Source organism: Methylobacterium sp. TK31 (genome assembly GCF_055361545.1).
In genome coordinates, this window is sequence record NZ_CM143964.1 from 184,508 (window position 1) to 207,730 (window position 23,223).

The following is a 23,223-nucleotide window of genomic DNA, read 5'->3' on the forward strand; positions in this document are numbered from 1 at the left end:
AGGGAGAACGAGGAGCCGGTTCCGCCTGTCGCGGCGGGACCGGCTCGCGGAGTCATGCGGCAGCGACGGCCCGGCCGGGCTCGACGGCCTCGGTCATCGCCCGGAGATCGGACAACGCCAGTTCGGTGTGTACCGGTGCGTCCTGGGTGGGATGGTCGCTACGCCAATGGGCGCCGCGGCTTTCCCGCCGCGACAGGGCCGAGGCCGCGATGGCGAGCCCCGTCAGGGCGGCATCGCAGCCGGCCCAGGCAGACGGAGCAAGGCGACGAACCGCCTCCGTCAGCCCGCTCGCCTCGCGAACGACGCCGACCTGACGTTCCATCACGGCGCGCAGGGCCTCGCGATCGGATTCGCTGCGGGGTGAAACGGCCTCGGCACGGGCGTGAGCCGGCGCCGGGACGGCGGAAACAGCCTCGGCGATCCACGGCGCGAAGGCCATGGCTTCGAGGAGCGAGTTGCTGGCGAGGCGGTTCGCGCCGTGCAGCCCGGTCGAGGCGACCTCGCCGCAGGCGAAGAGGCCCGGCACCGTGCTGGCGCCGGTCGCGTCCACCTTCACGCCGCCCATGTGGTAGTGCGCCGCCGGCCGGACCGGGATCGCCTGCGTTCGCGGGTCGATGCCGGCGCCAGCGCACAGGCCGGCCACGGTCGGGAACCGCGTCGCCATCCGGTCTCCGAGTTCGCCCCGGCAATCGAGGAACACCTGCGCGCCGCGCGCCAGGGCTTGGAAGATGCCGCGTGCCACCACGTCCCGCGGAGCTAGGTCGCCGCCGGCGATCCCGGCCATGACCGGCTCACCGGTCTCGTCGACGAGCCGCGCCCCTTCACCACGCAGGGCCTCCGTGGCCAGCGGCATCGGGTCGGCGCCGGTGGCGATGGCGGTGGGGTGGAACTGCACGAACTCCATGTCGCGCAGTACCGCACCGGCCCGGACCGCCAGAGCGAGTCCGGCGCCGGTCGCGCCGCGCGGGTTGGTGGTCGAGGCGTAGAGCGCCCCGACCCCGCCGGTGGCCAGCACCACGGCCCGGCCGGGCAGGGCGATGTGGTGGCCGTCGCGCTCGCAGACCACACCGGCCACGGCGCCGCGGGCATCCCGCATGAGATCGCGCGCCGAAGCGACGAGAATCGTGATGGAGGGCGTTCGCTCCACCGCTCGGACCAGCGTCTCGAGCACCATCCGGCCGGTGGAATCCCCCCCGGCCCGAACGATGCGCCGGCGGGAGTGGGCCGCCTCGAGCCCGAGGGCGAGTGCTCCGGCGGCATCCCGGTCGAAGGGAGCGGCCAAGCCGACCAGCCAGTCGATCAGGCCGGGGCCGGCCTCGGCGACGCGCAGGGCGACGTCGGCCTCGGTCAGCCCGGCGCCCGCCGCCACCGTGTCGGCAGCGTGCAGCGACGGCGCGTCGTCGCAGCCCATGGCGGCGGCGATGCCGCCCTGTGCCCAGCCGGTGGCGGTGCCGAAACGGAGGGGGGCGGCGGTGACCACGGTGACGGGGCGCGGCGCGAGGCGCAGAGCCGTGGCGAGGCCGGCGATGCCGGCGCCGACCACGATGATCCGGTCCGAGTCCTGACGCGCGAAGGAGAAGGGAGCGTGCGCGTTCATCGCGTCCGCACCGCGAGCATGCGTTCCACCGCCATCCGGGCGCGCTCGGCGAGCTCGGGCTCCACCGTAACCTCCTGGGTCAGGGTCTCCAGCGCGTGGCGGATGTTCTTCAGGCTCATGCGCTTCATGTGCGGGCACAGGTTGCAGGGCTTGATGAACTCGATGTCCGGATTGGCCGCCGCGATGTTGTCGCCCATGGAGCACTCGGTCACGAGCACCACCTGCTTGGGCCGCTTTTCCAGGACGAAGTTCATCATCATCGCTGTCGAACCGGAGAAATCGGCCTCGGCGACGACCTCCGGCGGGCATTCCGGATGGGTGATGACGGTGACGCCCGGATAGCTTTCGCGGACTTCGCGGATATCGGCGGGCGTGAACTGCTCGTGGACCTCGCAATGGCCGGCCCAGGTCAGGATCTCGACCTCGGGCACCATCGCCTGGACGTTCTGCGCCAGGAACTCGTCCGGGATCATCAGTACCCGCGGCGCGTTCAGCGAGCGAACGACCTCGACCGCATTGCCGGAGGTGCAGCACAGGTCCGACTCGGCCTTCACCGCCGCGGAGGTGTTGACGTAGGTCACGATCGGAACGCCGGGATACTTCTCCCGCAGGCCGCGCACGTCCGCCGCCGTGATCGAATCCGCGAGCGAGCAGCCGGCCCGGCTGTCGGGGATCAGCACGGTCTTGCCCGGGTTCAGGAGCTTGGCCGTCTCCGCCATGAAGTGAACGCCGGCGAGCACGATCACGTCGGCATCGACCGTCACGGCCTCGCGGGCCAGCGCCAAGCTATCGCCGACGATGTCCGCCACGGTGTGGAAGATCTCTGGGGCTTGGTAGTTATGGGCCAGGATGACGGCGTTGCGCATCTTCTTCAGTTCGAGGATCGCGGCCACGTCCTCGGCCAGCGCCGGCCACTCGATCGCCGGCACGTGACGGCTCACGCGCTCGTAGATCTCCGGGAGGGGAAAGCCCGGGGGAAGGCCTCGGGAAGCCGGGCCGATCGGGAGACTGGTCGCCGCCATTGACGCGTCCTCACTTATGCTCAAACTGAGCATTGTGCCGACTAACGTAGGCGTCCGGGCTCACCTTGTCCAGATATGCAGGGTTTGAGCATAATCTTTTTGCGGCGCAAAAATGACGCTGCGCTGCGAATGTCATGCCGCCTTTCGAAGGGTCAGGCCGGGCGCCGCGCGGGGCGCAGGCGGAAGCCCGGGGCCGGGCGCTCCAGCAGGACTTCGCGCCGGAAGCGGACCAGACGGGCGGGGCGTCCCGTGGCGCCGCTGGTGACGTCGTCTGTCTCCTCCACCAGGCCCTGCTGCGCCACGAGACGGCGGAAGTTCTGTTTGTGGAGGTTGGTTCCCGAGAGGGCCTCGACCGTGCGCTGAAGCTGGAACAGCGTGAAGGTCGGCGGCATCAACTCGAAGACCACCGGGCGGTACTTGATCTTGCCCCGCAGGCGGCCGATCGCGGTGGCCAGCACCCGGCGATGGTCGAGGGCCATGGGCTGGCCGGTGACGGCGAGATCCGACACGCGGGCCTCGCCGGACTGGCCCTGCGCCTCGGGAATCAGTCCGGCCTCGAACAGCAACTCGTAGCGCTCCAGCACGCGCTCCTCGTTCCAGGCGCCCCCGCAGAGTCCGAAGGTCAGGCCCAGACGGTCTTCCCGCCGGCGGCGAAGCTTTGGGTCCGTGGTCTGCTCGACCCAGGCCAGCAGCTTGGATTCGATCTCGCCCAGCGATTCGGGTCGGCCCTCTCGCCAATCCTCCCAGGGGAGGTAGCGGTACCAGTTGCGCCAGGAGGCTTCCGCGAGGCCGCCCGGACGGACCTCGCGCACCAGGGCGAGATAGGCCACCGACAGGGAATGGAGGCCGCCGGCATCGTCGCCCTGCCGATCCCGGTCTCCGAAGGTGTAGAGTTGCTCCACGTAGCCGAGGCGTTGGTGGGTCTGGCGCTCCACCCAGGCGCGCAGGCCGCGCTCCAGGGTCGGGTGCTCCGGCACCAGGGGGCCGGCCGGAAGGCCGTCGGAGCGACCCCTGGCCTGCCCGCCGACCTGCACTGTGAGCGCGCGCGGCTCGCCGTCCGTGGCGGCGATGATCACAGCCACGAGCCCGACCGCAGACGGATTGGAGAGCGCGCCCTCCAAATCCCGCTGCGTCTCCTCCGCCGTGGTCACGCCGCCCGATCCCCGCCCATTATCCGCTGTTTGCTCATGGCACATCGCATGCGCGTGATGAACGTGGAAAAACCGTCGCGGCGGATTCGTCCCAGGTCCGCAGTGCCGGATGCCTCAAGCCTGATGGCGGGGAAGCGCACGCGCCGGGTTGCCCACGACCGTCGTGCCGTCCGCCACGTCGCGGGTGACGACGCTGCCAGCCCCGATGATGGCGTGGTCACCGACGGTGACGCCGGGCAGTAGGATCGCCCCGCCACCGATCCAGACGTTGCGGCCGATCCGGATCGGGCGGGCGAATTCGAGCCCGGCCTCGCGAGGGCCCGGCTCGCGCGGATGGTCGGGGGTGAGGATCTGGACGCCGGGCCCGATCTGGGTGCGGTCGCCGATGCTGACCGCGGCGCAATCCAGGACGACACAGCCGAAGTTCAGGAAGACATGGGCACCGAGGCTGATGTGCAGACCATAGTCGCAGTGGAACGGCGGCCGGATCACCGTGCCCTCGCCGACGGCGGCCAGGCGCTCGCGCAGCAGTTCGCGCCGGGTCGCGGGCGTCTCGGCCAGGGCCGCGTTGTAGCGCTGCATCCAGGCCTTGCAGGCATGGCTGTCGGCGTGAAGCTCCGGATCGTCGGGATCGTAGAGTTCGCCGGCGAGCATCTTCTGTTTCTGCGTTCGGTCCATGCGGGGGGGGCTCCGGTCTGAGCTCAGGGAGTCGGGGGTGGGAACGCGATCGCCGCATCGAAGGCTCCGCCGAACACGCCGGGCCTTCCGGTGACGGGAGCACGGTCCTACACTGGGGTGGAACGGCGACGAACCGGGGGAAACGCAGCGTGATCGGACGGGACGAAGCCATCGGCCGGGGGCGGCCCGTCGATCTGCGGCTCTATGGACTCCTCGACACCGCCGTCTGCGGCACCGATGGCGGGCGCCTCGCCGCCATGGCGGCGGAGGCGGTTCAGGGCGGCTGTACCCTTCTGCAGTACCGGGAAAAGTCCATCGCGGATGTCCGTGCCGCCCTGGCCCGCATCCGGGCGATTCACGCGGCTATCGCGGGCACGGGTGTGCCGCTCCTGATCAACGACCGGGTCGATCTCGCACTGGCGGCCGGCGTCGAAGGCGTGCATCTGGGTCAGAGCGACCTGCACCCCGCCGACGCGCGCCGCCTGCTCGGCCGCGAGGCGATCATCGGCCTGACCCTGAAGTCCGGCACCCAGGCCGACGAACTCTATCGCCTGCCGGTGGATTATGCCTGCATCGGCGGGGTGTTCGCGACGACGAGCAAGGACAATCCCGATCCGCCGGTGGGCCTCGACGGCCTCGCCCGCATCGTCTTCCGGGGCCGCCTCGCCCGCGGGGCCGCTTTCCCCCTCGGGGCGATCGCGGGCATCGATGCCAGCAATGCGGCGGCGGTGATCGAGGCCGGCGCGGACGGGATCGCGGTGATCTCGTCGCTCTTCGCCGGCGAGTCGGTCGAGGGGCGCGCCCGCGACCTGCGCTTCCGGGTCGATTCCGCCCTCGCCGCGCGGGGCGTGGCGGCATAAGCTCGGGCCAAGCCCGAGGAAGCGCCAGGACCGCCACGCCATGACCCCCATCGCTGTCACCATCGCGGGATCCGATTCGAGCGGCGGGGCGGGCATCCAGGCCGACCTGAAGACCTTCGCGGCCCTGCGGGTCTACGGCGCGAGCGTCATCACCGCCCTGACCGCGCAGAACACCCGCGGCGTCCAGGCCATCCACGACGTGCCGGCCGATTTCGTGGCGGCGCAGATCGACAGCGTCTTCTCCGACCTCACGGTCGGGGCGGTGAAGATCGGGATGCTGTCGCAGGTCGCCACCATCGAGGCGGTGGCGGCCGGCCTCGCCCGGCACGCGGGCACGATCCCCATCGTGCTTGATCCCGTGATGGTCGCCACCTCCGGCGATCGCCTGATCTCCGAAGCGGCGGTGGAGGCCCTGCGCCGACACCTGCTGCCGCTGGCCGACCTCGTCACGCCCAACCTGCCCGAGACCGCGACCCTGATCGGCGAACCCGCGGCCGAGACCGAGAACGCCGCCGTGGCCCAGGGCCGGCGCCTCCTCGCCATCGGGGCCAGGGCCGTGCTGGTGAAGGGTGGCCACGGTGAGGGCGAGGAGAGCGTTGATCACCTGATGAGCGGTGACGGCACGCTCCGGCGTTTCGCAGCCCCGCGCGTCCGGACGCGCAACACCCATGGCACCGGCTGTACCCTGTCCTCGGCCGTGGCGGCGGGCCTCGCCCGCGGTCTGCCGATGGTCGAGGCGGTGGCGCAGGCCAAGCGCTACGTCACCGCCGCGATCGCCGGGGCCGACAGGGTCGCGGTCGGGAGCGGGCATGGCCCGGTGCACCATTTCCACGCCCTCTGGGGCTGAGGGCGCCTTGCGCCGATCCGCCGTTTGCGTTTGAAGTAACGCACAAGCGTCCGGTTAATGGAACGGACGCGTGGATGTCGGATCAGATGGACGACCAGTTGACGACGCCCGATCGCGGGCGGCAGCGGGATATACTCACCGGGGCGCAGGTGCTTTCCGGACAGCTCGGCAAGACGATCCAGCGCCTGCGCAAGGCCTATAACTTGTCGCTGTCGGAACTCGCCGAGCAGTCCGGGGTGGCCAAGTCGATCATCAGCCAGATCGAGCGCAACGAGACCAATCCGACTTTGGCCACGATCTGGCGCCTGAGCCAGGCCCTCGACGTCTCGATCGAGCGGGTGCTCGCCACCAGCGACGAGGAACCCTTCATCGAGAAGACCTCGCGCGCCGACACGCCGATCCTGGTCTCCGACGACGGCAAGGTCCGGCTCGCCATCATCGGATGGATCAAGACCGTCGAGTGGCTGCAATGGTACGACCTCACCGCCGATCCGGGCGGCGTGCTCGATTCCGATCCGCATCAGCGCGGCTCGGTCGAATCCCTGACCGTGACCTCGGGGCTGCTCGAGGTCGAGGTCGCGGGCACGGTCCAGCGGGCGCGCGCCGGCGAGACCCTGCGCTACCGCTGCGACCGGCCCCACACCGTGCGCTGTATCGGGCCCGAGCCGGCCAAGGCCATCATGGTGGTGATCATGAAGGCCGCCGTGATGGAGTGAAGGCGGCGATCCCCGGGCCTCAGCGGCCGGAATTCACCCAGGCCACCATCTCGCCGAGCACCCGCGCCAGCGCAGCGTCGAGCCCCACGGCGGCGCTGCCGGCATCGACCTTCGGCACCGGCACGCGGGCGGTGAAGATCCGAGCGGCGACGACCTTGCCGGTGCCCTCGGTGATGATCTTGGCGGAGATGTCGACCACCGCCTCTCCGGAGCCAGCCGCGATGTCGAAGGCCCGGATCTCGCTGATCAGCTGGTAGTCGGAAACGATCTTGTCGCCGGGGCGGCTCACGGATTTGAGGCGGCCGGAATTCTCCAGGCTCTGGATCAGGCGCGTCTGGATCAGACGGGGCAGGCGGTCGGCCCACTGACCGCCGCCGAGGAAGGACAGGGCTCCGCCCGACTCGCGCACGATGATGCGATCCGCCTCGAAGGGCTGGATCCCGACCGGCTCGGCCACCGTGAACGAGCGTGCGGCGCCCACGGGCCGACCGGTGGGCGGCAGCGCGGCCAGATCGAAGGTGAGCGGCACCGCGCCACCGCCGCAGCCGCCGAGGCCGGCGGCAAGGAACATCGCGACGAGCGCAGGGGCCGTCTGGTGGAGAGTCATACGCATTCCGGAAACCCGTCGCCGCACTGACGCGCAGCGTGGCGGTAAACTAACTCAAGTCCGGAATGTTGCCGTGCGCCGCAACACGCCGACCGGGACGGCGGGCGCTTCAGCGGCCGCCGTTGTATTCCGGCAACGATGGCTTGCCGCCGAAGATCACCTGCGAGGGATCGCGCTCCAGGCTCTTCACCGTGCGGTTCAGCGTGTTCAGCGTCCGTTGGCCATCGGTCGACAGGGCCTCGACCTCGCGCCGGCCCGTACCGCTGAGGCGGTTGAAGCTCGTGGCGATGTTGGAGGTGCGCTTGTCGAGATTCTCCGAGAGCGTCCGGAAGGCCCGGCCGGCGTCGCGCACCGAGATCGCCGCCTCGCGAACCTCCGTGAAGGTGCTGGTTCCGGCCGAGCCGGAGGCCGAGCCGAGAAAGCCCTCGGCGCCCTTCAGCACCGCGTCGACGCGGTCGGCGGAGGCGTTGAGCTTGGCCGCCAGGGACCGCGCATCCTTGAGGGCGCCCTCGATGTCCGGGCTTCCGGCGGCGAGAGCGCCGGAAAACCTGTCGGCATTGTCGATCACGCGATTCAGCTTCTGTCCGTCGATCGCCTTCACGAGCCCGCTCACCGCGGGGCCGGCCTCCGCCAGGGTCTTCGAGAAGGCTTCGACGTTGGCCAGGGTCCGGGTGATGGCGCCCTCGTTGCCGGCCACCACCTTGTCGAGGCGCTGGAGCACGTCGTCGGCGCGCTGGGCGATCTGCTTGGCCGCCGCCATCATGTCCTGGATGTCGGAGCTGTCGGCGAAGATCGTCGGCATCTGGTCGCCCGAGCCCGGCGTCAGAGCGGGAGCGTCGGCGTTGCCGCCTGACAGCGAGATCGTCGAAACCCCGGTGAGCATCGCGGAATCGAGGCGGGCGCGGGTGTCGGCGCGCAGGGGCGTGGTGCGCTCGACCTCGACGATGGCGACGACGCGGCGCGGGTCCTGCGGCAGCAGGCGGACGTCCATGACCTCGCCGACCTTGATGCCGTTGAAGGCCACCGTCGAACCCTTGGCGAGGCCCCCGACGCTCCCCGAGAACACGATGCGCACGGCCTGCCGGACCTGGCTTCGGGAGCCGCCCTGGAGCCAGAACACGAAGCCGAAGGCCGCCACCACGACCGCGAGGGTGAAAGCGCCGATCAGGGCGTAATTCGCGCGAGTCTCCATCGGATCAGCAATACCTTGGCGGGATGGGGCGCGCGCGGTGCGGGTCCGCACGCCATGGGCGGAGGACGTCAGGCCGGCGCATGATGCGTTCCCTGCGTGACGACCGCGCGTCCGCGCTTGCCGTGAAAGTAGGAGCGCAGCCAGGGATGGTCGCTCTCCAGCATTTCCTCGATCGTCCCCTGCGCGATGATCTGGCCGTCGCCAAGTGCCGCGATGCGGTCGCAGGCGGTGTAGAGGCTGTCGAGGTCGTGAGTCACCATGAAGACGGTGAGGCCGAGCGTCCGCTTCAGGGTGGCGACGAGCTCGTCGAACTCTCCGGCGCCGATCGGGTCGAGACCGGAGGTCGGTTCGTCGAGGAACAGGATCTCGGGGTCGAGGGCCAGGGAGCGGGCGAGGGCCGCGCGCTTGATCATGCCGCCGGACAGTTCGGAGGGCAGCTTGTCGGCCGCATCCGGCTTGAGCCCGACCATCTCGATCTTCAGGCGCGCGAACTCGTCGAGGAGCCGCTCGGACAGGTGGAGATGCTCGCGCATCGGCATCTGGATGTTCTGTTTGACGGTCAGCGCCGAGAACAACGCGCCCTGCTGGAACAGCACGCCCCAGCGCTGCTCGATTTGGCGCCGCCTAGTCACGGTGAGGCCGTCAACGTCCTCGCCGAACACCTCGATGGTGCCGGCCCGCTTCGGCACGAGCCCGAGGATCGTCCGGGTCAGCACGGACTTGCCCTGGCCGGAGGGTCCGACGAAGCCGAGGATCTCGCCGCGGCGGATGTCGAGGTTCAGCCCCTTCATCACGATCTTGCTGCCGAAACCGACGACGAGGTCGCGCACGCGAATGATCGGCTCCGGTGCGGCGGCCGGAGTTTGGTCCGGATGACCGGACTGGGTCTGCGGATATGGGACGGACACGGTCTGGCCGATCCTCAGAAGTCGATCGCGGCGAAGAAGACGGCGAACAATCCGTCGAGGACGATCACCATGAAGATAGACTTGACGACTGAGGCCGTGACGTGGCGGCCCAGCGACTCGGCCGAGCCTTCCACGGCGAAGCCCTCGATCGTCGCGATGATTCCGATGATCAGGGCCATGAACGGCGCCTTGATCAGGCCGACCGCCACGTGGTGCAGAGACACCGCCGCCTGGAGACGGGCCAGGAAGGCATCGACGGTCATGCCGCCATAGAGCGAGGCGGTCAGTCCCCCGCCGGCCAGGGCCGCCAGGGAGGCGAGGAAGGTCAGGATCGGCAGCCCGATCACCAGGGCGAGGATGCGGGGCACGATCAGGATCTCGATCGGGTCGAGGCCCATGACCCGCAGGGCGTCGACCTCTTCGCGCATCCGCATCGAGCCGATCTCGGCGGTGAAAGCCGAGCCGGAGCGGCCGGCCACCATGATCGAGGTCAACAGCACGCCGAGTTCGCGCAGGATGAGGAGCCCGATCAGGTTCACGACGAAGCTCTGGGCGCCGAAACGCTGGAGCTGGAAGATGCCCTGCTGCGCGACGATGCCGCCCACGAGGAACGAGATCAGCACGATGATGGGGACGCCCCGGAAAGCGACCTGCTCGATCTGATTGACGAGGGCGGTGCCCCGGAAGGTGCCGGGGCGAGCGGCGACCCGGATGCAGGCGGTGACGACCTCGCCGAAGAAGGCGAGGCCGGTGACGAGGTCCGACTTCGCGCCGACGACGCGCCGGCCGAGGTCGTCGAGGAAGCCGAACAGCCGCCCGCGGCGCGGCGGCGGCGGCTCGGCCGCACGCAGCTTCACCTCGCTGAGGAGGATGCGGTGTTCGGGCGTGGCCCCGGCATAGGCCAGGCGCCCGCCCGCGGCCTCGATCTCGGCGCGGGTCCGCTCCAGCACCCAGGCGCCGAGGGTGTCGAGGCGGGCGATGTGGCTGAGGTCGACGAGGAGGGACGTACCCGCGACGCTGTCGGCGATGCGCGCTGCGGCGATCTCGACGGCCGCGCCCTGGTCGGCGGTCCAGCGGCCGGACAGGCCGACGCGCCCGCCCTCGAGGATCGCGGCGTCGGCGGCTTCCGGGTTGGTCCTGATCTCGGCTCTAGCCAATGACGCCGCACTCCATGCTGCGGTCACGTAACACCGATCACGGTTACCGGACGGTCAAGGTTAATCGGGTTGTCCCGCCCCCTGGCCCACAATCGTGGTGCTGTGAAGGCTGAATGCGCGAGCCGCCCGCGCGGCGCGTGCCACGAGGCACAAGCCGAGAGCCGCCAACGGCGCCATCAGCGCGAAGGCGAGGGGGCCGCCGCCCGTCTGGTAGGCCACGCCCGTCATCAGCGTCGCGCTGGCCGAGGCGAGGGCCCCCGCCGAGCTGACCGTGCCCTGAGCCCGGCCCCGAGCGCCGTCGGGGGCGAAGCGCGACACCGCCGCCATCGCCCCGAGCTGCGTCGCCCCGAAGGTGAGGCCGTGCAACACCTGCAGGGCGATCACCGGCCCGAGGCGGTCCCCGAAGGACGCCATGCCGACGGCCCGCAGGAGGGCGGCACCCCCACCCAGGCCGAGGAGCGCGAAGGGGGTCCGCCAGCGGGCCGGCGCACGACCGATCACCGCGAAAAGCAGGATCTCGGAGGCCACGCCGATGGCCCAGAGCGTCCCGATCCACGAGGTCGGGATGCCGTGCGTGATCCAGTGGATGCTGCCGAACGCATAGATCGCCGCGTGGCTCGACTGGATCAGGGCGGCCGCCCCGATCGAGAACCACAGGACGGCGGGAAGGCGCGGCCGTCCCGCTTCGGGATAGCGCGGCGCGGTGGGTCCCGCCTCGACGCGGGCGGCGAGCACCACGGCTGCGGCGATCAGGGCCAGCACGGTGAGGAGAAGGGGCACGGCCAGGCGTTCGCCCATGGCGCTGAGGGCCGCTCCGCCGGCGAAGTTCGCGAGGAGAAAGCCGATGGAGCCGGCCATCCGGATGCGCGCGTAGTCGAGGCGGCGGCTCCGCCGAACGGCGCCCAGGGTTAGATAGTCGATGCTCGGAACCAGCGGCGCGGCCGCGACGGCGTTCAGGCCGATGAGCAGCGCGAGGATCGGCCAGCCCAGGGTGGCGCCCGACGGCATCAGCACGTAGGTGCCGGCCAGGACCAGGCTCCCGACCAGCAGGATGCGGCGCGCCGCGATCCCCCGGTCGATCAAGCCGACCAGCGGAGCGGTGGCGACGATGCGGATCGCGATCGGCAGAGCAAGCAGGGCGCCGATGACCGTCGCGTCGAGGCCCAGGGCATTCAGCCAGACCGGCATGAACGGCATGGCGATGCCGATCTCGACGAAGACCACGGCGTAGAGAACCGACAGCCGAAAGGCGTTCGGCTCCGGACGTACGGAAGAGGGATCAAACAAAACGACCGGACCGGGACGAGGGGGCCTGTGAACGTCGCGTCAGGCGGAGGCTGCGTAAAGCCGGCGTTAAATCGATGCTGTCAACCTGCGACGGCCTGGACCCGGCCAACGCCTGCCGGTCCCGGTCCGGCCAAGGACATGTGTTTGATGTCGAGTTCCCATTCGCTGACATCCGTCGACATCTCGGAATACGATCGCATCGAAGCAGCGATGACCGAGAGCGAGCGCGGTCGCTGGTTCCTCGACGCCTATCTGCGGCGCAACCGCACCAATGACACGGGGATCCTTCTCGATGCGATCGCGCGGCTGGAGAGCGTGGTCACCAGCGACCGCGAGAGCAGCCAGATCGGGCGGGTGCGCGGCGACCTGATGGACATGGCCCATGCCATCGCCCGGACCAACGCCGAGATCGCCGCCATCCACGCCCCCGACCACGACCAGAGCCGGCTCGGCGGTGCCTCCGCAGCCCTCGACGCCATCGTGCGCTCGACTGAGCGCGCCACCTCCGACATTCTCGGTGCAGCCGAGCAGGTGCAGGAGGCCGCCTGGACCCTGCGCGAATCCGGTTCGGACGCAGCGATCTGCGACGAGCTCGATCGTCGGGCCACCGCCATCTACACCGCCTGTTCGTTCCAGGACCTGACGGCCCAGCGCACGGCGCGGATCATCCACACCTTGCGCTACCTTGAGGAGCGCCTCGCCGCCATGATGGCGATCTGGGGCGATGCCCTGGACCCGGTCCCGGCATCCCCCGATGGAGCGGCGACGCCCGAGATGCCGGCCGACCTCTGCCAGAGCGACGTCGACCGCTACATCGACATGGACGGGTCCACCGCTGAATCGGCGCCGTCGCACGCGCCGCTTCGGGGCCGGGTGCCCAGCGATCCGTCCGCCGAGGACGACATCGTCTTCCTCGAGGCGACGGACGCCGTCACGGATGCCACGGCGGAGGCGACGCCCGAACTTCGGAACGAAGCCGAGCCGGACTTCGCGTCGATGGAACGCGAAGCGTCGTCGGAAGAGGCTGGCCTCGGGGATGCCGAGCGTCAGGACACGGTAGACCTGGAAGACGCCGCAGATCAGGAAGACGCGGTAGAGCGGGAAGACTCGGCGGATCTCGTCGATCCCGCGACCCTTGGCGCTGCGGAGATCGAAGCGGGATCCGAGACGGATATCGAAGCGGAGACGTCCGAAGAATCCGCTTCGGCAGCCGATCGTCCCGGGACGACGACCGCGTCCACCGTGCCGGTCCCGGAAGAGGCGCAGACCGACATCGCCGCGGCCTTCGCCGAGATCGATGCGCTTACCGAAGACGAAAAGCGCGCCCTGTTTTCCTGAGAACCGAAACGTGAACGACGCCGGATCGCGCCGCGGATCGAGACCGCGCGCGGCCACGGCAGGGCTGCTACAACGGCGCCATGCCCGCCGCTGAAACGCCCGCCGCCCGTATCCTGCACCTCCTGAAGCTCTGCGTCGGCCCCGCCAGCATCGGCGAGCTCGAAGAGCGGATCGCGCGGCATCGCGAGGCGGCCCTGCGGGAGGGCCGCGATCCGGCTCCGGTGCACACCACACGCATGGTGCCGACCCGGGCCGTCGACATCGTCGGGCGCGGTTCGATCTACTGGGTCATCAAGGGCACGCTGCTGTGCCGCCAGTCGATCACCGCCATCACACCTTTCACCGATACCGATGGCATCGGCCGCTGCCGGCTGATCCTCGAACCCGAGGTGACCGCCGTCTCGCCGCGCCCGTGCCGCCCGTTCCAGGGCTGGCGCTACCTGAAGGCCGAGGACGCGCCGGCCGATCTCGACGCCCGCACCGCCGGCGGCCTCGCCGAGATGCCGGAGGCCCTGCGCCGCGAACTCGCCGGCCTCGGCCTGATCTGAACGAGGAGATCGAAAACGAAAACCCCCGCCTTCCGGGAGGAGGGAGGGGGGTTCGGTCGGGCGTTGCGCGTCCGGAGACTACGCCCCGTCGAAGCTTCCGCTGGCATGGGCCAGCATGGTGTAGACCTTGCCGGTCTCCGAGGTGAGGTAGGCATCCGCCCGCGAGGAATCGCGGTCGTTCTTCGAGACGTCGCCGAGCAGACGCTCGAACTCGCCGACATACCGGTCCACCGTGCGCCGGAAATCGGCATCGGCGGCGTAGCGGCGGCGCACCTCCTCGAAAGTCTGCCGGCCCTGCGCCGTGTAGATGCGACGGTCGAACAGGTTCGGCTCTCCCCGGCGATAGCGCTCCCACAGCTCCACCGCGGTCTGATGGTCGATCATCTTGGCGATGTCGCTGGAGATCGTCTCCAGGGCGGTGCGTCCGCGCTCGGCGGCATTCTTCTGCGCATCCGCCTGCTGCTTGGTCGCCGGAGCCGGCGCGTTCGGTACCGGCTCGGCATCATCGTCGATGGAGGCGCGCGTCAGAAGGTCCGAGAGCCAGCCGCGGTTCTCTGCGCCGCGGGCAGCCGCACCCGTCCGGGCCGCCGGAGCCGCGACGAGGTTCATCGACGTCCCCGGACGCGGGCTCGAGGTGGCGGGTTTGGCCGCCGCCGGAGCAGCGGCCGGCTTGATGGAGGCGGGCTTCGCCGTGGCGGCCGGAGCGGGTGCTGCGGCGGCCGGAGTCGGGGGTGAGACCGGGGCGGGCGTCGCAGGCGCCTTCGGCTCCGAAACCTTCGGGGCCGCCGCATCCACCGCGCGTCCCGAGCTCTGGACGAGGCTCGACAGCTCGGTCAGGGCCTTGAGCTGCTCGGAGACCACTCGGCGCATCTCGCCGGTGGCATCCTGCGTCTCCCGCGGGAGCTCCAGTACGCCGCGCTGGAGGTCGGCACGGGTGGCATCGAGCTCGCGCCGGATCTCGGCCGCCATCTCGCGCAAGCTGGAAACGGAGTCTCCAAAGCGACCGGAGGCCGTCTCGAGCACGCCCATCATCTGCTGCGATGCGGCCTCGATCGCGGTCCGCACGGCCTCGGCGGTGCGTCCGCTCTCGCTGTCGGCAGCGTTGCGTAGCCCCTCGAAGGCCTTGGCGACGGTGGTGCCCGCCCCCGCGGCAGTCTCGGATAGCCGCGTGCTCACGGCCCGGGCCCGCTCCTCGGCGGCGCGCAGGGTCTCGCCGATCATCGCGTCGAACCGTGCCGTCTGCGCATCGAGGATGCCGGAGCGCTCCTCGATCCGGGACAGGACGTCAGCGATGGCGGCCTCGCGCTCGTTCAGCCGCTCCGCGAGGCGGGTCTCGGCGCTCTGGATTTCGCCGGCCGCGCCCTGCAGCTGTCCGGCGGCGCCTTCGAGATGGCCGACCGCTTGGTGCAGGGTGCCGACATGAGTGCGGCCGATCGCGTCGAGGGTGCGGCCGCGCTCGTCGAGGGAGGCCACCAGGTCGGCAGCGTCCCGCAGCGCGCCCTCGGCGACGCTCCGGAGTGCCTTGACCTGTTCGGACACGCCGGCGCTCGCCCGCTCGGTCTCACCGGCCACCGCCACGAGCCCGTCGCGCAGATCGGCGATGCGGTGCGAAAGGCCTTCCTCGATATTGCCGAGGTTCCGGCCCGTACCGGCCAGCAATTCGCGCAGGGCCTCGTTGGCGCCGTCGATCCGCTCCAGCACGTTGGCGAGTTCGCCGCGCATCTGGTCGTTGGCATCGGTGAGGGATGCGATGGCGCGCGCCGCGCCGCCGTCGATGGCCGACAGCAGCGCCTCCGCGGAGGCTCGGGACTGAGCGGCCAGGGCCTCGGTCCGTTCCCGGATCGCGGCGATCAGCGGCGCTCCGCTCTTCTCCAGGGCCTGCTCGATGGCGTCCCCGCGCAGGGCCAGAGCCTCCACGAGCTGAGCCGCCGGCCCGTCGACGATCTCGCGCAGGCGCTCCGACTGGTCGGTGAGCTTGGCAACCACGGCATTGCCGCGTCCGTCCAGGGTCTCGACGAGGGCACCGCCTCCCATCTCGATGGCACGGGTGATGGTCTCGGCACTCTCCGCCAGTCGCCGGGCGAGAGCGTGGCCGCGCGCCTCGATGAGGCCGGTCAGGGCCGTCGACCGGCGATCGAACGCCTCGGTCATCGCACCGGTGCCGCTGTCCAGCAGCGCCGCCACGGCCTCGTTGCGCTGGTCGAGGGCCGCAGCCAGCGCCTGGCTGTGCGCCTCGGCCAGGGCGGCGTGCCGATCGACGCGCTCCTCGAAGGCCGCCAGCATCGCCGCGGTGCGTTCGTCGACCAGGGAGGCGTAGGCCTCCTGGCGGTCGTCGAAGGCTGCAGCGAGGGCATCGCCGCGCGAGGCGACGAGGGTGGCGAACACCTTCATCCGGTTGTCGATGCGGCTGGTGAAGGCGGCGGAGCGGTTGTCCACCGCCTCCGTCAGGGCATGACCCTGGGTGTCGATGGTACGGGCGAATTCCGCCGCGCTGGCTTCGACGAGGCCACCGAGGGCCGCGAGGCGCTCGTTGAACATCGCCGCGAGCGCGTTGCCGCGCTCTTCCGTCTGCTGTGTCAGGACGCTGGCGCGGTGGTCCACCGTCTCGTCGAGGGTGCGCAGCTGGGTGTCGAAGACCGATGCGAGGGTGCGGGTGCGCTCCTCCACGCGGTCGGCGAGGGTGCCGGCGCGTCCGTCGACGAGGCTTTCCAGGGCGCGCAGGCGCTCGTCGAAGATCGCCACGAGGGCACGGGTGCGCTCGTCCGTCTGGGCGGTCAGGCCGGCGGCACGGTCCTCGAACAGGGCGACGAGGGTCTGCGCCATGGCCTCGGCCTGCTCGCGCAGGGTGCCCGCCCGGGCATCGACTACCTGGTCGAGGGCGCCGATGCGGGAGTCGATGAGCGAGACCAGAGCCTGGGCGCGGGCATCGACCTCGTCGGACAGTGTGCCGGTGCGGTGGTCCACCAGCCGGTCGAGGGCGCCGAGGCGCTCGTCGAACAGCGTGGTCAGGCCGCGCGTCTGCGTCTCGACCCGGTTGGTCAAGGCTTCAGCACGACCGTCGAGCAGGCCGTCGAAGGCGCTCAGCACCTCGTCGAAGAGGCTGCGCAGCCCCTGGGCCCGGGCGTCGAGCGACTGGCTCAGATGAGCGCCGCGACCGTCGACGATCTCGTCGAGAGCGCCGATGCGCTGGTCCAGCAGGGTCGACAGGGCCTCGGTGCGACTCTCCAGGGTCTCGGTCAGGTGTGTGCCGCGATGATCGACCAGCTGACCGAGGATGTTGATGCGGTGGTCGAACAGGTTGGCCAGCGCACGGGTGCGCTCGTCCACGGCCTGGGCCATCTCGCCGCTTCTGCGGTCGACCACTTCGTCGAGGTGCTCGACGCGCTCTTCGAACAGGGTGGCCAGCGCGCGGGTGCGGGTTTCGACGGCCTCGCTCGCGGTGCCGAGGCTCGCCGCGATGGTATCGACGAAGGCGCGTCCGCGCTGGTCCAGGGCGTCGTGCAGCGGTGCGATGCGGTCGTTGAAGTTGGCGCCGAGCGAGCCGGCGTGATTGTCGAGGAGCGCCCGGATCTCGCCGGTGCGGTCGTCGAGCAGCTGGTGGACGGTCCGCACGCCCTCGTCGAGGAGGGAACTGATGTCGAGGGTCCGCCGGTCGAGCGTGGTACCGAGGCGACCCTCACCGTCGCTGAGCTGACGGTCGGCCTCGGCCACCATCTCGCGGAGGCGGGCCAGGATCGCCTCGCCGCGCTGCTCCAGGACCTGACCGAGGGAGTTGCTGCCGAGGTCGAACAGCCGAGCCAGCTCGGTGATGCGGCCGCCCAGGGCCCCGAACACGGCGCGGCCCTTCTCGTCGAGTTCCGTCCCCATGGCGGCGGTGCGGGCATCGATGAGGCGGACGAGTTCGTCGGCGCGCTGGGAGAAGGCTTCGCGGATCGCTGCGGCCTGGCCGTCGAGGGCCTGATTGGCGCCTCCGGTGCGCTCGACGATCATTTCGACCAGCTCGCGGGTGCGATTGGCCAGATCCTCGTCCACCGCGCGGGTGCGGCTTTCGATCAGGCGGATCGCCTCGAAGGCCTGTGCGCCGAAGGATTCCTCGATCAGGCGGCTGCGCTCCTGCAGCGCGGCGCCGATCGCCTCCAGTCGGCCGATCACGCCGGTATCGAAGCGTCCCACGCCCTCGTCGAGGCGGCGGGACAGTTCGAGGGTCTGCTCGTCGAGGCGACGCGCGATCTCGGCCGACCGCTCCCCGAGGACGTCACCCAGGCTGGCGCCGCGCTGGGCGATGTCGACGGCCATGGTGTCCGCCCGGGCGTCGAGCGTCTGGACGAGATCGCGGCCGCCCTCGACCATCACGCGGGCCATCTCGGCGGTGCGCACGATCAGGGCCTCGTTCAGGGCGGTGGCGCGGCTGCCGAGATGGCCGTCGATTTGGGCCACCAGGTTGGCGAAGGTCTCGCCGATTTCCGTCGAGCGGCGGGCGGAGCGCTCCTCGAGGGCGCCGAGCTGGCTCTCCACGGCCTCTTGGGCTTCCCGCGTGCGCTCGGCGATGCTGTCGGCCACCACCTTCCCCTGCACGCTGATGACGCGGTCCATCTCCTCCAGCCGGCCCGACACGGTCTCGGTCAGGGCGGTGGTGTCGCGGGAGATGCGATCGGCGAGGATGTCGCCGCGAGCGATGGTCTCCTGCAATGTCGCGAGCCGGTCGTTGAGGACCCGGTCGATGGCCTGGACGCGGGTCTCCGTGTTGTCGGCGAAGCTCGCGCCGGTCTGGTTCAGGGCGTCGTTCACGCGCGCGCCCTGGGCGGTCACGGCGAGCACGATGTCGCGTCCGGTATTGGCGAGCTGCGACTGGGCCTCCTGCGCCTGGGCGGCGATGAGATCGCCGAGGGTGCGACCGTGGTTGTCGAAGACCGTCTCGACGTCGCGGATGCGGGCGATGAGATCGCCACCCAGCCCGTCGGCCGCGCGGGCGATGGTGCCGGCAGCGTCTTCCGCCCGCCGGGCCAGTTCCTCGTTGACGGCATCCAGGGTGCTGCGCAGGGCTTCGATAGAAGCGCTGGCCTTGGTCCCGACCGTGCCCCCGAGGCTGTCGGCGGCGTTGCGCAGAAGCTCGGCCGCCTCCGCGGTCCGTGCCGCGAGATCGGCCGACGTGGCGGCCAGCCTGTTCTCGAAGATCTGCACCGCCTCGACGGTGCGGGCCTCGAGCTCGCCGGTGGCGCTGGCCGAGGCGCGGCGCAGGGATTGCGCGGCCTCGGTGGTGCTGGCGCCGAGGGCGACTGTGGTCTCCTCCGCGCTGCGGCGGAAGGTGTCGGCCGCCTCGGCAGTGCGGTTGCCGATCTGCGCGTCGAGGTTGGCAGTTGTGGCCCGCAGGCTGTCCACCGCCTCCAGGGCGCGGGTCTCGAAGGTGTGCCCGAGGGACGACAGGGCCCCCTCAAGGGTCTGCGTCGCTTCCTGCGTGCGGAGGCGGACGAGTTCGCCGACGCGATCGCCGGTCGCCCCGAGGGTGTTTTCGAGGTTCGCTCCCTCGACCGTGACGGTCCGGTGCAGCTGGTTCGCCGCCGCCTCGATGCGCTCGGCCAAGGCACCGCCGTGCTGGTCCAGACCGTTGGCGAGGCCTTCGACCGAACGGAGCAGGTCGTCGCGCACGCCGCCGGCACGGTTGCCGAAGGTCTCCACGATGGCGCTGGCGGCGAGCGCCAGGGCGGCCTGGGCCTCGCGGCCCGACGCGTCGATGCGCTCGGAGACCGATCCGCCGTGGACGTCGATGGTTTCCCGGAGCCGGTTGGCCGCGGCCTCGATGCGCTCGGCCAGGGTGCCGCCGCGCTCGTCGAGGCGGGACGTGGCATCCTCGACCGAGCCGACCAGGGTCTCGCGCAGCGCGTCGGCGCGGGCGCCGAAGCTCTCGATGATGGCGCTGGCGGCGAGTGCCAGGCCTGCCTGCGTGTCCCGACCGCGGGTCTCGAACAGATTCGAGACTTCCGACCCATGCACCGTGACCGTCTCGTGAAGGCGGGCCGCGGCGGTCTCGATGCGCTCGGCCAGGGCGCTGCCCTGCGTGTCGAGGCCGGAGGCGATGCCGTCCACCGAGCGGATGAGATCTTCCCGCACGCCGTCGGCGCGGGCCGCGAAGGTCTCGATGATGCTGCCGGCAGCGGCGGCCAGATCCGTCTGTGCCTCGCGGGCCCGGGCCTCGATGAGGGCGGACACGCCGGTCCCCGCGGTCTCGATCTCGCTGCGCAGGGCATCGCCGCGGGCGGAGATGTCGTGGGTGAGGGCCGCGCCGGTCTCGGCGAAATGGGCGCGCAGGGCATCGCCCGTCTCGGCGAAGCGTGCGGTGATCTCGCCGCCCGTCGACGAGAACTGGGCAGTGAGCTCGGAGCCGCGGGCCAGGAAGGCCTCTTCCAGGCCGCGCGTGGAGAGTTCGAAGGTCTGGCGGACCTCGCCGCCCTGGCGGTTCAGGGCCTCGATGACTTCCGAGCCGGTCTGGGCCAGGGTGCGCGCCACCTGCCCGGCATTCTCCGCCAGGGTGGTGGTCAGGATTCCACCGGTGCGCTCGAAGGCCCGGGTGACCTCGTCGGCCCGGGTTTCCAGGGACAGGGTCAGGGCGCTGCCGACCTCGGCGAGGCTGCCGCGCACGCCTTCGCTGGTGGAGGCCAGGCGCTGCACGAGGTCGTCGCCGCGTCCAGAGACCAGCTCGACGACGCGGTCGCCGGCCTCGCCGAGGGCGGCGGTGATCGCGTCGCCGCGATCGCCGAGAGCCGAGGTGATGGCCTCGCCGCGGGCATCGAGGGCACTGGTGACCCGGTCGCCGGCGCCGTTGACGGCGGAGACGATGCGCTCGGCCGCGCCGTCGAGCTCGGCCGTCAGGCTCTGGTGGGTGCCCGTGATGGCGCCGCGCACGCGCTCCGCATTGGCGATGATCGACTCGCGCTGGGCGACGAGTTCGTCGACCAGGGAGCGGATGCGGATCTCGTTGTCGGAATAGGCCCGCTCCAGGGTGGCGATCTCGCCGCGCACCAGGGTCTCAAGTTCGCCGGCCCGGGCGAGCGCCCGCTCGACGCCGTCGCCCACCGCCGCCACCTCGCGCCGGACGGTCTGCGACATGGTCAGGACCGCGTCGGTGGAGAAGTTCTCGGGCTCGGCCAGACGGATCGCGACCTCGCCCACGGCACGGGCGACGAGGCGCATCTCCTGGGCGCGCACGGCGAGCATCCCCATGATGGCGAAGAGCACCACGGGACCCACGAGGGCGGTCGCCGCGACCGCTCCCTGGATCGCGGTCAGGCCCTGGAAGAAGCCGCGCAGGTCACCGGAGGACTGGACCCAGGCCAGGGTGAGGAGACCAGCGACCCAGAGGGCGCCGCCCGCAGCAGCGATCAGGTAGGGCGTGCGAGACGGGCGGACGCGCAGGGTCTGCTGCAGGATGCCGATGTTCTGGCGATCGTCGTTGGCCACCATGGAGCGGTCGGGAGGCAGCAGGCCGCCTTCGCGGCGCGGCCGGTTGCGGTCCGGCGGCGGCAGGTCCGAGGCGAGGGGTTGGTCGAGGTCAAGGCGCGGCGGCGCGAGGCGACCGCTGGGATCGCGCAGGGGATCGCTGTCGCCGACGTCCGGAAGGCGCGGTTCCACCCGCGATGCCTCGTCGCCCTGAGCGAAAGCGTCGAGGTTGAGAGCCTGCTCGATCGCCGACAGAGCCGCCTCGGCCGGGTCCTTGAGCTTCTTTTCCGTGGCCATACAACGCCTCGTTACGCGTATCCCGATCGACGGCCGCGCCCGCCGATCAAGGTTACTTTTACCAATTTACCAAGGAACTTTAGACTTCGGCACGAGGCTCCGATACCCGAGCCCGCCGCAGCGCCCAAAAAACCTTAACGGAATGGTTACCAAGCCCGGGGCCGGTACCGTGCCGTCGTCTTTCTGCATGATGCCTCAACGCGTAAACGGAAGCGAACGGCGGCGGGGCTCAGCTGTGGATAGCCCGGATGGCTCCCGCCGGAACGAGGAGACGCTTTGTCAGATCCGAATTCGCCGGACGCCGCCGGAGCGACGCTCCTCGACGCGGGGCACCTGTCGCGCCAGACCTTCGGCGATGCGGAACTCGCCGCGGAACTGCTCGGCCTCTTCGCCGAACAGTGCGAGCGCCTCCTGCCCGGCATCGTCGATCGAGACCGACCGGGGCCCGACCGGGCGGACCTCGCCCATACTCTGAAGGGTTCGGCCCTCGGCATTGGCGCGGTCCGGGTCGCCCTGTTGTCGGGCGCGGCCGAGGACGCGCTGCGGGCCGGCGCCACGGCGTTTCCCTGCGACCGGCTCATCGACGCCGTGGCGGCGACCCTCGCGGTTCTGCCGCGGACCGCCTGATCCGAGCGGCCTCGGACGTCGGGTCGCGGCAGAGCGATGGAACGGCGGGGCCTCTGCGGCGTAAGCGCAGGAATCCTCGCCCGGTCGGCGAGCGCGCTTGCATTCGGAAGCCTGCCCCTTCAAGGCAGGCGGTGCGCCGCACAACCGGCCTTTCTACGCGTTGTTCGAGCCCGGAGCCCCCGATGCCCAAGATCACCTACGTCGACCACGCCGGAACGGCCAGGACCGTGGAGGGCGACGTGGGATCGACCGTGATGGAAGCGGCGATCCGCAACAACGTCCCGGGCATCGATGCGGAATGCGGCGGCGCCTGCGCCTGCGCCACCTGCCACGTCTACGTCGATGCGGCCTGGGCCGAAGTGGTTGGGCCGGCCGAAGCGATGGAGCAGGACATGCTCGACTTCGCCTCCGACGTGCGCGCGACCTCGCGCCTGTGCTGCCAGATCCGGATCACCCCGGAACTCGACGGCCTCAGCGTCACGACGCCGGCGCGCCAGGGCTGAACGGGCGGCGCCCGCGACTTTCGCTGAATCGGAGGAGGTAGCCGTCCGGGTCCTGCACCAGGAACTGCCGGCATCCCACCTCCTCGTCACCGACCCGATACCAGGCGTCGTGCGGTGGCCGGAATAGCGGCCAATCGAGCGCGGCCAGGCGTGCGACGATCCCGGATATGGATCGGACCGCGATCTGCAGGTTGGTGCCCCGGCCGAAGGGCGGCGCGAGGGGCGCCGTCGCCCAGGCTCCGTTGATCAGGTTCAGCATCACCTGGGCGCCGTCGCGTTCGAGGTAGGCGAAACCGGATTCCGGCCGGTCATAGGCGACCGCGAAGCCGATTCCACCGCACCAGAAGGCCAAGCTGCGCGCAAGATCACGGACATCGAGTTCGGGAACGACAGGTGCGAAGCCGCCTGCGGGCAACCTGTCCGACATGCCAGTTCCCTTTCGCGATAAGACCTT

The 23,223-nt window shown here is 70.7% G+C and carries 18 protein-coding genes; 7 read left to right on the forward strand and 11 right to left on the reverse strand.

The window, feature by feature from the left end:
* Window positions 1–52: 52 nt before the first annotated feature.
* The 4 genes from ACXJY8_RS00900 to ACXJY8_RS00915 form a co-directional block, all read right to left on the reverse strand.
* A complete protein-coding gene (locus ACXJY8_RS00900; RefSeq protein WP_463775089.1) occupies window positions 53–1,597 on the reverse strand; it encodes an L-aspartate oxidase in 1,545 nt (514 codons plus the stop codon).
* Window positions 1,594–2,619: a quinolinate synthase NadA gene (nadA, locus tag ACXJY8_RS00905; protein WP_463775091.1), complete on the reverse strand. Its 1,026-nt coding sequence runs from the start codon at window positions 2,617–2,619 to the stop codon at window positions 1,594–1,596. Before nadA ends, ACXJY8_RS00900 begins: the two co-directional genes overlap by 4 nt.
* Before the next feature lie 152 nt (window positions 2,620–2,771).
* Complete coding sequence (locus ACXJY8_RS00910) at window positions 2,772–3,770, reverse strand: NUDIX hydrolase (protein WP_463775094.1); 999 nt, start codon at window positions 3,768–3,770, stop codon at window positions 2,772–2,774.
* Between the two features lie 114 nt (window positions 3,771–3,884).
* A complete protein-coding gene (locus tag ACXJY8_RS00915) occupies window positions 3,885–4,448 on the reverse strand; it encodes a sugar O-acetyltransferase (RefSeq protein WP_463775097.1) in 564 nt (187 codons plus the stop codon).
* 149 nt (window positions 4,449–4,597) lie between these two features.
* Between ACXJY8_RS00915 and thiE the strand changes: the two genes are divergently transcribed.
* The 3 genes from thiE to ACXJY8_RS00930 all read left to right on the forward strand — a co-directional run bounded on the left by thiE (window position 4,598) and on the right by ACXJY8_RS00930 (window position 6,871).
* Complete coding sequence (gene thiE / locus ACXJY8_RS00920) at window positions 4,598–5,308, forward strand: thiamine phosphate synthase (protein ID WP_463775100.1); 711 nt, start codon at window positions 4,598–4,600, stop codon at window positions 5,306–5,308.
* A gap of 40 nt (window positions 5,309–5,348) precedes the next feature.
* Window positions 5,349–6,155: a bifunctional hydroxymethylpyrimidine kinase/phosphomethylpyrimidine kinase gene (thiD, locus tag ACXJY8_RS00925; RefSeq protein WP_463775103.1), complete on the forward strand. Its 807-nt coding sequence runs from the start codon at window positions 5,349–5,351 to the stop codon at window positions 6,153–6,155.
* Window positions 6,156–6,241: 86 nt separating this feature from the next.
* Window positions 6,242–6,871, forward strand: a complete 630-nt coding sequence (locus ACXJY8_RS00930; RefSeq protein WP_463780253.1) for a helix-turn-helix domain-containing protein — start codon at window positions 6,242–6,244, stop codon at window positions 6,869–6,871.
* 19 nt (window positions 6,872–6,890) lie between these two features.
* Here ACXJY8_RS00930 and ACXJY8_RS00935 read toward each other — a convergent pair whose 3' ends face one another.
* From ACXJY8_RS00935 to ACXJY8_RS00955, 5 genes are all read right to left on the reverse strand, one after another.
* The gene (locus ACXJY8_RS00935) at window positions 6,891–7,478 is read right to left on the reverse strand and encodes an ABC-type transport auxiliary lipoprotein family protein (RefSeq protein ID WP_463775107.1); all 588 of its coding nucleotides are present in this window, start codon (window positions 7,476–7,478) and stop codon (window positions 6,891–6,893) included.
* A 109-nt stretch (window positions 7,479–7,587) separates the two neighbouring features.
* Entirely contained in the window at window positions 7,588–8,670 is a 1,083-nt protein-coding gene (locus tag ACXJY8_RS00940; protein WP_463775111.1) for an MlaD family protein, read from the reverse strand.
* 68 nt (window positions 8,671–8,738) lie between these two features.
* The gene (locus tag ACXJY8_RS00945) at window positions 8,739–9,500 is read right to left on the reverse strand and encodes an ABC transporter ATP-binding protein (protein ID WP_463775113.1); all 762 of its coding nucleotides are present in this window, start codon (window positions 9,498–9,500) and stop codon (window positions 8,739–8,741) included.
* Between the two features lie 92 nt (window positions 9,501–9,592).
* Window positions 9,593–10,735, reverse strand: a complete 1,143-nt coding sequence (locus ACXJY8_RS00950; RefSeq protein ID WP_463775115.1) for an ABC transporter permease — start codon at window positions 10,733–10,735, stop codon at window positions 9,593–9,595.
* A gap of 60 nt (window positions 10,736–10,795) precedes the next feature.
* On the reverse strand, window positions 10,796–11,959 hold the full coding sequence (locus ACXJY8_RS00955; RefSeq protein ID WP_463775117.1) for an MFS transporter: 1,164 nt from the start codon (window positions 11,957–11,959) through the stop codon (window positions 10,796–10,798).
* A gap of 210 nt (window positions 11,960–12,169) precedes the next feature.
* On the opposite strand from ACXJY8_RS00955, the gene ACXJY8_RS00960 reads away from it, so the two are divergent.
* Both ACXJY8_RS00960 and ACXJY8_RS00965 read left to right on the forward strand, forming a co-directional pair.
* The gene (locus tag ACXJY8_RS00960) at window positions 12,170–13,360 is read left to right on the forward strand and encodes a hypothetical protein (RefSeq protein WP_463780256.1); all 1,191 of its coding nucleotides are present in this window, start codon (window positions 12,170–12,172) and stop codon (window positions 13,358–13,360) included.
* Between the two features lie 80 nt (window positions 13,361–13,440).
* Complete coding sequence (locus ACXJY8_RS00965; protein ID WP_463775119.1) at window positions 13,441–13,908, forward strand: DUF1489 family protein; 468 nt, start codon at window positions 13,441–13,443, stop codon at window positions 13,906–13,908.
* 78 nt (window positions 13,909–13,986) lie between these two features.
* On the opposite strand, the gene ACXJY8_RS00970 is transcribed toward ACXJY8_RS00965, so the two are convergent.
* A complete protein-coding gene (locus ACXJY8_RS00970) occupies window positions 13,987–21,639 on the reverse strand; it encodes an apolipoprotein A-IV repeat region-like domain-containing protein (protein WP_463775123.1) in 7,653 nt (2,550 codons plus the stop codon).
* Window positions 21,640–21,915: 276 nt separating this feature from the next.
* Between ACXJY8_RS00970 and ACXJY8_RS00975 the strand changes: the two genes are divergently transcribed.
* A complete protein-coding gene (locus tag ACXJY8_RS00975; protein WP_463775126.1) occupies window positions 21,916–22,266 on the forward strand; it encodes an Hpt domain-containing protein in 351 nt (116 codons plus the stop codon).
* A 182-nt stretch (window positions 22,267–22,448) separates the two neighbouring features.
* Entirely contained in the window at window positions 22,449–22,769 is a 321-nt protein-coding gene (locus tag ACXJY8_RS00980) for a 2Fe-2S iron-sulfur cluster-binding protein (protein ID WP_055954982.1), read from the forward strand.
* On the opposite strand, the gene ACXJY8_RS00985 is transcribed toward ACXJY8_RS00980, so the two are convergent.
* Window positions 22,744–23,196 carry a bleomycin resistance protein gene (locus ACXJY8_RS00985; protein WP_463775130.1) on the reverse strand — a complete coding sequence of 151 codons (453 nt, stop codon included), beginning with the start codon at window positions 23,194–23,196 and terminating at the stop codon, window positions 22,744–22,746. The genes ACXJY8_RS00980 and ACXJY8_RS00985 overlap by 26 nt on opposite strands.
* Window positions 23,197–23,223 lie beyond the last annotated feature (27 nt).

What these genes read in the sequence shown, in the direction of transcription:
- ACXJY8_RS00900 (WP_463775089.1), bottom strand. Translation starts at nt 1,597, where the DNA reads ATGAACGCGCACGCTCCCTTCTCCTTCGCGCGTCAGGACTCGGACCGG.
- nadA (WP_463775091.1), bottom strand. Translation starts at nt 2,619, where the DNA reads ATGGCGGCGACCAGTCTCCCGATCGGCCCGGCTTCCCGAGGCCTTCCC.
- ACXJY8_RS00915 (WP_463775097.1), bottom strand. Translation starts at nt 4,448, where the DNA reads ATGGACCGAACGCAGAAACAGAAGATGCTCGCCGGCGAACTCTACGAT.
- thiD (WP_463775103.1), top strand. Translation starts at nt 5,349, where the DNA reads ATGACCCCCATCGCTGTCACCATCGCGGGATCCGATTCGAGCGGCGGG.
- ACXJY8_RS00930 (WP_463780253.1), top strand. Translation starts at nt 6,242, where the DNA reads ATGGACGACCAGTTGACGACGCCCGATCGCGGGCGGCAGCGGGATATA.
- ACXJY8_RS00935 (WP_463775107.1), bottom strand. Translation starts at nt 7,478, where the DNA reads ATGACTCTCCACCAGACGGCCCCTGCGCTCGTCGCGATGTTCCTTGCC.
- ACXJY8_RS00940 (WP_463775111.1), bottom strand. Translation starts at nt 8,670, where the DNA reads ATGGAGACTCGCGCGAATTACGCCCTGATCGGCGCTTTCACCCTCGCG.
- ACXJY8_RS00960 (WP_463780256.1), top strand. Translation starts at nt 12,170, where the DNA reads ATGTCGAGTTCCCATTCGCTGACATCCGTCGACATCTCGGAATACGAT.
- ACXJY8_RS00965 (WP_463775119.1), top strand. Translation starts at nt 13,441, where the DNA reads ATGCCCGCCGCTGAAACGCCCGCCGCCCGTATCCTGCACCTCCTGAAG.
- ACXJY8_RS00970 (WP_463775123.1), bottom strand. Translation starts at nt 21,639, where the DNA reads ATGGCCACGGAAAAGAAGCTCAAGGACCCGGCCGAGGCGGCTCTGTCG.
- ACXJY8_RS00980 (WP_055954982.1), top strand. Translation starts at nt 22,449, where the DNA reads ATGCCCAAGATCACCTACGTCGACCACGCCGGAACGGCCAGGACCGTG.
- ACXJY8_RS00985 (WP_463775130.1), bottom strand. Translation starts at nt 23,196, where the DNA reads ATGTCGGACAGGTTGCCCGCAGGCGGCTTCGCACCTGTCGTTCCCGAA.